This is a genomic window from Pseudomonas sp. LG1D9, assembly GCF_002949995.1.
Lineage (GTDB): Bacteria > Pseudomonadota > Gammaproteobacteria > Pseudomonadales > Pseudomonadaceae > Aquipseudomonas > Aquipseudomonas proteolytica.
Genome location: NZ_CP026881.1, coordinates 4973197 through 4984147 on the forward strand (window position 1 = coordinate 4973197; position 10951 = coordinate 4984147).

Here is a 10951-nt window from a genome sequence, read left to right on the forward strand (position 1 = left end):
GTTTCTTCCTTGAACACAGGAGGAGCGGTATATACCTGGCTTTTTCCGATTATGAAAGAAGTCGAGGTTCTGCGATGCCAATGGCAAGCGGGCTTATTGTGGCGAGCGGGCTTGCTGTGGCGAGCGGGCTTGCCCCGCGCTGGGCTGCGAAGCAGCCCCAATAGGGCCACCGAGTTCCCTCAGGCAGATCGCGAAAACAGGTTTTGGGGCTGCTTCGCAGCCCAGCGCGGGGCAAGCCCGCTCGCCACAACAAGCCCGCTCGCCACGGCCAGTAAGCTGCAGCGCTGTAAAGCCAGCGGATCAAGGCGGCCACACTGTTTTCTCTGCACTCAGCTTGCGATCCGTTGCCTGGTTTAAGTTGAAATTCTGATGGCAAGCACACTTATTGTGGCAAGCCCGCTCGCCACGACAAGCCCGCTCGCCACAGCCAGTGAGCCCAGCGCTGTAAAACCAGAGGATCAAGGCTGCCACACCGTTTTCTCTCCACTCAACTTACGATCCAGAAACGTCGCCGCGCTGATCAACGCCAAATGGCTCAGGGCCTGTGGCGTGTTGCCCAGGTGTCGCGCCTGGCTGTCGAATTCCTCGGCATACAACCCCAGCGGGTTGGCATAGCGCAGCAGTTGTTCGAATTCCAGGTGGGCCTTTTCCACTTGGCCTGCGCGAGCCAGGCATTCGACATACCAGAATGAGCAGGCAGTAAACGCCCCCTCAGTGCCTTGCAGACCATCAATCTGGCTGTCGTCATTGCGATAGCGGTACACCATGCCGTCGCGCACCAGGCTTTTCTGGATGGCCTCCAGGGTCGACATCCAGCGCGGGTCGGTGGCTGCCACGAAGCGCACCAGTGGCATCAACAGCATCGAACCATCCAGGGCGGTGCTGCCGATGTGCTGCACGAAATGCCCGCGTTCCTCGTTCCAGAAGTTGCTCCAGATATCTTCATATATCGCCTGGCGGGTCTGGTCCCAGCGGGCAAAAGGTGCCGGCAGCGAACGCTTGGAGGCCAGGCGGATCGCGCGGTCGAGGGCGACCCAGCACATCAGGCGCGAGTGCAGGAAGTGATGTTGCTCGCCGCGCATCTCCCAGATGCCGACGTCTTTCTGGTTCCAGGTCTCGCACACCTGGTCCACCACTTCCAGGGTATGTTTCCAGCCCTCATGGGAGATGGCTTCGCCGTACTTGTTGACCAGGTACACCGCGTCCATCAGTTCGCCGAAAATATCCAGTTGCACCTGGTCAAAGGCCTCGTTGCCAATGCGCACCGGTTGCGCGCCGCCATGGCCGCTGAGGTGGGTCAACTCGGTTTCCGGCAGCTGTTGGCGGCCGTCGATGCCATACAGGATGTTGATTTTCATCGGCTGCCCGCAGCAGTCGCTGACGCGCCCGCGCAACCAACGCATGTAGTCATTGGCTTCCTGGACAAAACCCAGGCGCATAAAGGCGTAGACGGTGAACGAGGCGTCGCGGATCCAGGTGTAGCGGTAGTCCCAGTTGCGTTCGCCGCCGGGGGCTTCCGGCAGGCCGAAGGTGGCCGCAGCGAGGATCGCGCCGTGTTTGCGTGAGGTCAGCAACTTCAGGGTCAGGGCCGAGCGATTGACCATTTCCCGCCAGCGCCCGCGATAGTTGGACTGGGCCAGCCAGCCGCGCCAGAACGCCAGGGTGTGCTGCAGGCACAGGTCGGTGCCGCTGCTGTCGACGCGCACATCGTCCAGGCCGCCCAGGACAAATTCGGCACCTTGGTCCTGGTCCAGGGTAAAGCAGGCGACGGCGGCGTCATTGTCGATCTGCAAAGGCTGGCTGCTGGCCAGGCGCAGGCCAGGCAGGCCCTGTGCCTTGAAGCACACATCAGCGTTATCGGCCGTGGCCCGCGTGGGTGCCCTGGCATAGTCATGGCGCACTGCGCAGCGCATGTGCAGGGTGGCCTTGCCGCTCACCACGCGCACACGCCGGATCAGCAGGGGCAGGTCGTCGACGTCGTCGCTGATGCTCAGCAGGTCGGTGATTTCCACCACCGCTTCATCGCTCAACCAGCGGGTTTGCAGGACATTGGTGTCCGGCAGATAGATCTGTTCCCGACGCGCCTGGGGCAGGTCCGGGGTCAGTTGGAAGATCCCGGCGGCGGGGGAGTCCAGCAGTGAGCAGAAGATCGACGGGCTGTCGAATTCCGGCCAGCAGAAAAAGTCGATGCTGCCCTGGTCGTTGATCAGTGCCGCACTGCGCATGTCGCCGATGATGCCGTGGGCATCGATGGCGCTTTGAGCTTCGTTTTTCAGATCAACCATTGTCTTTGAACTCCGGGTAGAGGCTCATGCCGCCGTCGATAAACAAGGTGCTGCCCACCACATAGTCGGAGGCATCACTGGCCAGCCAGACCACGGCGTTGGCCACATCTTCGACGTCACCGACGCGGCCATAGGGGATCAGTTTCAGCAGCGCCTGCTCGGCATCGCCCTCGGTGGCGGCGCGGTTGATGGCCGTGCGGATCGCCCCCGGCGCGATGCCGTTGATGCGGATCCGTTGGTGGCCGACTTCCTGGGCGAGGCTGCGCATCAACATCTCGACGCCGCCTTTGGACGCGGCGTAGTTGACGTGGCCGGCCCATGGGATCAACTGGTGCACCGAGCTCATGTGGATGATTTTGCCGGCGGCCCGGGATACGCCTGCTCGCACGCCCTGGCGATTGAAAATGCGCAGGGCGGCGCGGGCGCAGAGGAACTGCCCGGTGAGGTTGACGCCGATCACCGTGTTCCACTGCTCAAGGGTCATGTCGCTGATGGCGGCGTCTTTTTGCAGGCCGGAATTGGCCACCAGAATGTCTAGATGACCGAAGGCGTCGAGGGTCTGCGCAAACAGGCGCTCGACATCGTCCTCCCGGGACACATCGGCGCCGATGGCCAGGGCCCGGCCGCCACTCTGGTTGATCTGCGCCGCCAGGGCCTGGGCGGGCTCTGCCTGACGGTTGTAGTTCACCACCACCGCCGCGCCGGCCGCGGCCAAAGCCCTGGCGGCGCCCGCGCCGATGCCGGAGCTGGCGCCGGTGACCACGGCCACTTGTTGTTCCAACGAGATGCGCATTGTCCACCCAACCGTTATTGCGGGAGTCCATTGAGCTGACTGACGGTGCGCGGCACAAGTTCAGTGGCTTGTCCGAAATGCGACGATGGCTGTCTATATCTATCGTTTTCGCCATTGGGCTTTTGGTTAGAATCACTGGCTTAACGACGTGAGACGCTGCCCATGACAACTGCGCCCCGGCCTTGGCTTGAGGCTTATGCCGACAACTACCGCAACGACGAAGTGGTCCATCCCCATTGTCATACCCAGGCGCAACTGATTCACGGCGTCACCGGGGTAATGGTGGTGAGTACGGCCCAGGGCAGTTGGCTGGTGCCGTCCGGGCACGCGTTGTGGGTGCCCGCCGGGACGCCCCACGAAATTCGCATGGCCGGCGAGGTGCACATGCGCACCTTGTTTCTCATGCCTGAGGTGGAGCCTAGCCTTGGCCGCACGTGCCAGGTGATCGAGGTGTCCGCGCTGTTGCGGGAGCTGATCGTGGCCGCCACACTGATCGCCGGTCAGGTCAACAACCCGCGCCTGCTGGCGATGGTGGAGTTGATCCGCATGGAGTTGCTGGCCGCGCCGGTGGTGGCGATGCACGTACCGGTGCCCGGCGACGCACGGCTGGCCAGGTTATGTACGCGGTTCATCCGCAACCCGGCCGATGACAGCAGCCTGGAGTCCTGGGCCGACACCCTGAACATGAGCGCACGCACCCTGAGCCGGATTTTCCAGCGCGAGCTGGGCATGAGCTTTGGCGAATGGCGCAAGCGTGCGCGCCTGGCGTTGAGCCTGAAGTTACTGGCCCAGGGCGCCTCCATCCTGGAAGTAGCGCTGGAACATGGTTATCAAAGCCCCAGCGCGTTCAGTGCGATGTTCCGTCGTTCGCTGGGGTATCCGCCGAGTCATTTCCGCCCCGGGGCCTGATGTTGCTTCATGTAACCCTATTGTCCATTTGGCGACGATACATGGCCCTGGCGCGGGCGAATCCGCCAGGGCGCATGCCTAATCTGCAAAGCTCATTCTTCAGCGAGCTTTGTGATGCCCAGCCTTGTCGTTCATCCCCCCACTAGCAATCGATTCCCGGCAGCCCTGACGCTGCTTCTGCTGGGCGCGCTGGCCGGATGCAGCGGCCTGCCCGATGAACCTGCAGGGCCGTTGGCGGCCCAGGCGATACCGCAATTGTCCAGCGGGTCGGCAACCCAGGCGCTGCCCCAGCGCTGGTGGCAGCTCTACCGCGACCGGCAACTGGACCTGTTGGTCGAGCAGGCCTTGCGCCACAACAAAGACCTTGAGGCCGCCGCCGCGCACGTCGATGCGCTGCTGGCCCGCCTGGAGCAGGTCGACCGCCAGCGCCAGCCCTCGACCTTGCTGACCTACGGCGTGGGCTATGGCCGCAGCCGCGACGACCAGACCCTGGCCCAGGCCACCGGTGAACATGCCGATGCCGAGTGGAGCCATGCTCCCGGATTCTCCCTGAGCTACACCCTGGACCTGTGGGGCGAGGTGCGTTACCGCCTGGCTGCCGCCCGCGCCGATGCGCAGGCAGCGCGGGCGCTGGAGGACGAGTGGCGGGTGACGGTGGCCGCGCAAACCACGCGGGCCTATGGCCAGGCTTGCGTCTATGCCTTCAGCAGCCAGGTGCAGCGTCATTCGGTGCAGGTGTTGGAGCGCAGTGTCGAAGTCACTCGCAAACTGCAGCAGGCCGGTGCGGCCACCGCTCTGGACCTGGCGCGCCTCAATGGCCTGCTGGAAGAAACCCGTGCGCCGTTGCCCATGTTGACTGCCCGCCATCAGGCCGCACTGTATGAATTGGCGGTGCTAAGTGGCATGCGGCCCCAGGACGTGGCCCGAAACAGCTGTGCCCAGCCCCCGCAATTGCAGGCGCCGCTGCCCGTGGGGGACGGCTGGGCGCTGGTGCAACGGCGTGCCGATATCCGGCGTGCCGAGCGCCAATTGCAGGCGGCCACGCTGGCCATTGGCGTCGCACGCGCCGAGTTGTACCCGCGAGTGACGTTCGGTGCTGCACTTGAGTCTTCGGCGAGCAGCCTGGGCAAGTTGGGGGACAGTGAGGCGCTGGTGTATTCCGTGGGGCCGTTGTTGTCCTGGCGCTTTCCCAACCGCGGCGTCGCCCAGGCCCGGGTGGGCCAGCGCCAGGCCCAGGCGCGCGAGGCCCAGGCGCGTTTCGACGGCACGGTACTGAGCGCCTTGAAACAGGTCGAACAAGCTCTGGCGCTGTACCAGGGCGAACAGCAGCGTCGTCAGGCCCTGCAAGCCGCGCTGGACAACAGCCAGCAGGCGTTTGAACTGGCCACCCGCAGTTATCGGGCCGGTGCCCTTGATGCCCTGCAATTGCTCGACAGCGAGCGCAGCCTGGTCAGCCTGCAGGCCACTCTGGCCCAGGCAGACCTGCGCTTGGTCAACCGCCAGATCGACCTGTTCCAGGCTCTGGGTGGCGGCTGGCAACGTGACGATCAACCTCAACCCTTACCCCTTGCTGCCCTTGGAGCCAAGCCATGAACCAGGCTGTTGAACCCGCCATCCTGCAATCCACTCCCAGCTTGATGCAACGCCATCGCCGCGCACTGCTCACAGGCGCCTCCCTGGCGACGCTGCTGGGGCTGGGGCTGTTTGCCGGGTATTGGTGGCAGTGGGGGCGGTTCCTTGAAGAGACCGACGATGCCTACGTCCGTGCCGACTGGGTGGCGGTCAGCCCGCGCATCGCCGGCTACGTGGCCCAGGTGCTGGTGGAGGACAACCAGCCGGTGAAGGCGGGCGATGTGCTGGTGCAGTTGGATGACCGGGATTTTATCGAGCAGTTGCGCAGCTCCGAGGCGAAGTTGCAGCAAGCCCGGGCAGCGGCGACGGCGCGCCAGTCCAGCCTGCATACCCTGGACGCGCGGCTGGCCGAGCAGCAGCAACGCATCGCCCAGGCCCAGGCGGCCTTGCATAGCAACGAGGCCGAGGCCCATCGTGCGCGCCTGGACTACCTGCGTTATCGCGATCTGGTGGACCAGCAGATCGCTACCCGTGAGCGCCTGGAAACCGCCAGTGCCGGCCAGGCCAAGGCTCTGGCGGCGGTGACCGAAGCCCGTGCCCAAGTGGCCCGGCAGCAGGCGCAGTGCCAAGTCTTGCAGGCGCGTCGCCAACAGGCCCAGGCGCGCATCGCCGAATCCCAGGCCCGGGTGGGCGAGGCCCAGGCCAATCTGGCCCTGGCCCGCAATGCCTTGAATGACACAGCAATCCGCGCGCCGTTCGACGGGGTCGTGGGCCAGCGCAAGGTCCGTCGCCAGCAGTATGTGATGCCCGGCCTGCCGTTGCTGGCGGTGGTGCCGGTGGAGCAGGCCTATGTGATCGCCAATTACAAGGAAACCCAGTTGCAGCACATGGCGCCGGGGCAATCGGTGGATATTGCGGTGGACAGTTTTGCCGGCCAGCGCTGGCGCGGCCAGGTGGAAAGTATCGCCCCCGGTTCCGGCGCGGTGTTCGCCTTGTTGCCGCCGGACAACGCCACCGGCAATTTCACCAAGATCGTGCAGCGCTTTCCGGTGAAGATCCGCCTGGTCGCGGACGAGGTCAACGGCCCCGCGATCTTGCCGGGAATGTCGGTGATCGCCACGGTGGATACGCGTCCGGCCCGCCAGCAGGACAGTTCCCATGGCGGCTGATGAGCGCAGCACTTCGACGGTATCGTTTCGCGCCTGGGTCGCGGTGATCGGTGGTCTGTTCGGTTGCTTCATGGCTGGCATGAACGTGCATGTCACCAGTGCCGCGTTGCCGGAAATCGAAGGGGCCCTGGGGGCTACGTTTGAGGAGGGATCGTGGATTTCCACGGCCTACCTGGTGGCGGAAATCATCATGATCCCGCTCACCGCATGGCTGGTGCAGGTGTTCTCGTTACGGCGGGTAATGCTGTGGGGCTCCGGGGTATTTCTGGTGGCCTCGGTGGCCTGTTCGATGGCGCCGAACCTGCCGGTGATGATCATCATCCGTGTGATCCAAGGGGCCGCGGGGGCGGTGCTGATTCCGCTGTCGTTCCAGTTGATCATTACCGAGTTGCCCGCCAGCAAGATCCCGCTGGGCATGGCGCTGTTCAGCCTGGCCAACAGCGTGGCCCAGGCCGCAGGGCCGTCTATTGGTGGCTGGTTGACCGATGTCTATTCGTGGCGCTGGATCTTCTACCTGCAGCTGTTCCCCGGCATCGCGCTGTTGGCGGCAGTGGCCTGGTCCATCGATCGCCAGCCGATGAACCTTGGGTTGTTGCGCCAAGGCGACTGGCTGGGCATCGCGTGCATGGTGCTGGGCCTGGGCGCGTTGCAGATCGTGCTGGAGGAGGGCGGGCGCAAGGATTGGTTCGGCTCGGCCTTTATTGTCTGGATGAGCCTGGCGGCGGTGGTCGGGCTGGCAGGGTTTATCGGTCGCCAATTGTGGGGCAGCAAAAGCTTTATCAACCTGCGATTGTTGGCGCACTACAACTTTGGCGTAGCCAGCGTGGCGATGTTTATCTTCGGTGCCAGCACCTATGGCCTGGTATTCCTGGTGCCCAACTACCTGTCCCAGATGCAGGGCTACAACGCCAGCGAAATTGGTATCAGCCTGATCGCCTACGGCATGGTGCAGCTGGTGCTGGCGCCGTTTTTGCCGCGGCTGATGAAGTGGTTTAGCGCGAAAATCCTCGTGGCTTCAGGTTTCGCGATCATGGCCCTGGGCTGTTGGATGGGCGCGCATTTGTCGGCCGACAGCGCCAGTAACGTGATCATCCCCTCGATCGTGGTGCGCGGCATCGGCCAACCATTGATCATGGTGGCGCTGTCGGTGCTGGCGGTGCATGGGCTGGCCAAGGCCGAGTCTGGCTCGGCCTCGGCGGTCTTCTCGATGTTGCGTAATCTGGGCGGCGCAGTGGGTACGGCCTTGCTGGCACAGTTGGTGGTGGTGCGCGAGCAGGTGCATTCGGCGCGGATCGGTGAATCGCTGAACATTTTCGAGCCGGCCTTGCAACAACGCTTGCCGGGCGGCGGTTTGCTGCAGGAACAATGGCCGCAGCACCAGCAGGTGCTGGGGTTGCTGGACCAGGGCGTACGGCACCAGTCCTTCTTGATGGCTTACAGCGATGCGTTCTACCTGGCGTGTGTGGCGCTGACGTTGTGTGCGGTGGCGGCGCTGTTGTTGCGGCGAACCTGAGCCTCGTTTTCAGGGGTAGTTGTGGTGAGGGGCCAACTGTGGAGAGGGGGCTTGTCCCCTCTCCACAACAGGCTAGGGGCTCAGGCCACAGGCTTCAACCCCCGAAGCAGCAAATCCAAGCCTTGCAGCGCTTGCTCCAGGCATTCATCCGGGCGTTCGGCATGGGCAATCCATTGCGCCGTATCCACCAGGCTGCCATTGATCAATCGGGCCAGCGCCAGGCTGGGGGCCTGTTCAATCAATCCGACCTGCATCAATTCCTCCAGGAGCCGACGCAGTGATTCGATGCATTGCTGCTGGGCGCCGACGTCAGCACCCAGCACTGCCGGCGCATCTTGCAGCACAATGCGCTGGATTTCCGGATCCTGGGCCATGCGCAAATACGCGCGACAGCGTTCGCAAAAACCCTCCCAGGGGGTTGCGGCCTGGGCGCTGATTTGTTGCAGGTGCTCATCCATTTCGCTGTCGAGTTGCGCGACCACCGCTGCCAGTAAGCCTTTTTTGTCGCCAAAGTGATGGTACAGCGCCCCCCGCGTGAGGCCGGCGCGCGCGGTGAAATCGTCCATGGAGGTATGGGCAAAGCCTTGGGTCGCAAAGGCGTGGCGGGCGCTGGCTAGCAAGCGGGCGCGGGTTTCTTCGATCATCTCGGCGCGGGCTCGGCTCATGGAAAATGCTCGTCCTGGTCAGGTGGGTAGTTGACATACGCTGCGTATGTTACTCATGATTTGTCACATACGCACCGTATATATTTCGCCCGGATTGCCTTGAATGGCAAGCTCCAGGGCTCCCAGCAAGAGGACACGCACCATGGCAAACCCCTACGCCGAGCTGTTTCAGGCGCCAGGTTCCAGGGCTTTTGTATCGGCCGGCATGCTCGCGCGCATGCCGATTTCCATGACCGGTATCGGGTTGATCACCATGTTGTCCCAGGTCCGCGGTGGTTATGGGCTGGCGGGCGCAGTGGCGGCCACCTTTGCCTTGGCTACGGCGTTTTGCGCGCCGCAGGTTTCACGGCTGGTAGACCGTTACGGCCAGGGCCGCGTATTGCCGGTGGCGGCCATGATTGGCGGGGGCGCGCTGTTGATGCTGTTGTTGTGTACCCGCTTGCAGGCACCGGACTGGACGCTGTTTATCTTCGCCGCCCTGGCCGGTTGCATGCCCAATATGTCGGCCATGGTGCGTGCGCGCTGGACCGAGATCTACCGTGGCCAGCCCCGCTTGCAAACCGCCTTTGCCCTGGAGTCGGTGCTGGACGAGGTGTGCTTCATCCTCGGGCCACCGATATCGGTAGGGCTGTGCGTGCTGCTGTTTCCCGAAGCCGGTCCGCTGGTGGGGGCGATCTTGCTGGCGGTCGGCGTGACCACCTTCGTCCTGCAAAAACAGACTGAACCGGCGATTCACGCGCAGCTTGAGCAGCAGGGCCGCTGGTTGATTACCCAGCCTTCGGTATTGGTGCTGATGATCCTGCTGATGGCCATGGGCACCATTGTCGGAGTGGTGGACGTGGTCAGCGTAGCGTTTGCCCAGCATCAGGGCCAACCGGCAGCCGCAAGTATTGTGCTGTCGGTGTATGCCATTGGCTCGTGCCTGGCGGGGCTGGCCTTTGGTGCGTTGAAATTGCACATGCCGTTGCCCCGGCAGTTCCTGCTCTGTGGCCTGGCCACGGCGTTGACCACGCTGCCGTTGTTGTGGGTGGGGGATATCCTTGGGCTGGCGCTGGCGGTGTTTGTGTCCGGGCTGTTTTTTGCGCCGACGCTGATTGTGTCCATGGCGCTGGTGGAGCAGGTCGTCCCCCCCAGCCGCTTGACCGAAGGCATGACCTGGCTGATCACCGGCCTGAGCATCGGCGTGGCCATCGGTGCGGCAAGTTCCGGCTGGATGATCGATCAATTCGGCGCCCCCAGCGGGTTCTGGGTGGCGCTGGTGGCCGGGGCGGTGGTGCTGGCGGCCGCCGTGCTGGGCTACCGCCGCCTGGGCTAAGTCACCCCAGGGCGGGGTGACTGTCTGCCGCATGATGACGCAGGAACTCGTTCAAGGCCTGGCGCGTCAGGTCGTTGAGCGTGACCTTTTTCTGCGTCGCCGCCAGGGCTGCGGCCAGGTGCAGATCATGGCCGACCCGTACATTGAATGAGCCTTTGCAGGGCTTTTCTGGTGCCTGGCCCAAGGTCTGGCACGTAGCCAGGTAATCCTCCACTGCCTCGCGAAAGGCGGCTTCCAACTGGGCCACGGTCTGGCCTTCGTAGCTGACCAGGGCGCGGATAAACAGCAGCTTGCCGAACAGGCAATTGTCCTCGACGCTGGCTTCTATGGAGCCGATGTAGCCTTTGTATTTCAACTGGTTGCTCATTGAAGCAAGCCTCCTGATTCCAACTGTTCAATGATCTGGCGCCGAATGTAGTGTTTCAGCTCATTGCCAGGGTGGGGCTTGTGCAAGGTGATCATTGCACTCGGGTCGCCGATGTCGAACTTGACGCGGCTCCCAGCCCCTTCGATTTGTCGATAACCCAGCCAGCCCAGCAATGTGACGAGCTCAGGCCAGGTGAATGCCATCTGCAGGTTGAGCAGTTTGGCGAGCAGCTTTTCATTTTTGGACACGGCGTTCCCTGCGTGTAACTAAATGTAGTTGCAAATACGGTTGTGCGTCAATGATAGGACCGCTTTGCGGACTTCTCCCGGCTTTGATGTAACGCCTGATGACTACACCCGCCTG

10 protein-coding genes are annotated in these 10951 nt (G+C 63.4%); 5 read left to right on the plus strand and 5 right to left on the minus strand.

Features of this window, described 5'->3' with window-relative positions; all coding sequences use genetic code 11:
* Positions 1–458 precede the first annotated feature (458 nt).
* Positions 459–2285 carry a glycoside hydrolase family 15 protein gene (locus tag C5F71_RS23275; protein WP_104912050.1) on the minus strand — a complete coding sequence of 609 codons (1827 nt, stop codon included), beginning with the start codon at positions 2283–2285 and terminating at the stop codon, positions 459–461.
* Positions 2278–3078, minus strand: a complete 801-nt coding sequence (locus C5F71_RS23280) for a glucose 1-dehydrogenase (protein ID WP_104912051.1) — start codon at positions 3076–3078, stop codon at positions 2278–2280. The genes C5F71_RS23275 and C5F71_RS23280 overlap by 8 nt, the downstream gene beginning before the upstream one ends.
* A 162-nt stretch (positions 3079–3240) precedes the next feature.
* Between C5F71_RS23280 and C5F71_RS23285 the strand changes: the two genes are divergently transcribed.
* The 4 genes from C5F71_RS23285 (at position 3241) to C5F71_RS23300 (ending at position 8241) form a co-directional block, all read left to right on the plus strand.
* On the plus strand, positions 3241–3987 hold the full coding sequence (locus C5F71_RS23285; RefSeq protein WP_029293175.1) for a helix-turn-helix transcriptional regulator: 747 nt from the start codon (positions 3241–3243) through the stop codon (positions 3985–3987).
* A gap of 114 nt (positions 3988–4101) precedes the next feature.
* Complete coding sequence (locus C5F71_RS23290; RefSeq protein WP_104912052.1) at positions 4102–5580, plus strand: efflux transporter outer membrane subunit; 1479 nt, start codon at positions 4102–4104, stop codon at positions 5578–5580.
* Complete coding sequence (locus tag C5F71_RS23295; RefSeq protein ID WP_092235435.1) at positions 5577–6728, plus strand: HlyD family secretion protein; 1152 nt, start codon at positions 5577–5579, stop codon at positions 6726–6728. Before C5F71_RS23290 ends, C5F71_RS23295 begins: the two co-directional genes overlap by 4 nt.
* Positions 6718–8241 carry an MDR family MFS transporter gene (locus tag C5F71_RS23300; RefSeq protein WP_104912053.1) on the plus strand — a complete coding sequence of 508 codons (1524 nt, stop codon included), beginning with the start codon at positions 6718–6720 and terminating at the stop codon, positions 8239–8241. The genes C5F71_RS23295 and C5F71_RS23300 overlap by 11 nt, the downstream gene beginning before the upstream one ends.
* Positions 8242–8321: 80 nt before the next feature.
* Here the strand turns inward: C5F71_RS23300 and C5F71_RS23305 are convergent, their stop codons facing one another.
* Positions 8322–8906 carry a TetR/AcrR family transcriptional regulator gene (locus C5F71_RS23305; protein WP_104912054.1) on the minus strand — a complete coding sequence of 195 codons (585 nt, stop codon included), beginning with the start codon at positions 8904–8906 and terminating at the stop codon, positions 8322–8324.
* 142 nt (positions 8907–9048) lie between these two features.
* Here C5F71_RS23305 and C5F71_RS23310 point away from each other — a divergent pair, with 142 nt between their 5' ends.
* The gene (locus C5F71_RS23310) at positions 9049–10221 is read left to right on the plus strand and encodes an MFS transporter (protein ID WP_029293165.1); all 1173 of its coding nucleotides are present in this window, start codon (positions 9049–9051) and stop codon (positions 10219–10221) included.
* A 1-nt stretch (position 10222) separates the two neighbouring features.
* On the opposite strand, the gene C5F71_RS23315 is transcribed toward C5F71_RS23310, so the two are convergent.
* The gene (locus tag C5F71_RS23315) at positions 10223–10588 is read right to left on the minus strand and encodes a type II toxin-antitoxin system HicB family antitoxin (RefSeq protein WP_029293163.1); all 366 of its coding nucleotides are present in this window, start codon (positions 10586–10588) and stop codon (positions 10223–10225) included.
* The gene (locus tag C5F71_RS23320) at positions 10585–10836 is read right to left on the minus strand and encodes a type II toxin-antitoxin system HicA family toxin (protein ID WP_029293161.1); all 252 of its coding nucleotides are present in this window, start codon (positions 10834–10836) and stop codon (positions 10585–10587) included. The genes C5F71_RS23315 and C5F71_RS23320 overlap by 4 nt, the downstream gene beginning before the upstream one ends.
* Between the last annotated feature and the right edge of the window lie 115 nt (positions 10837–10951).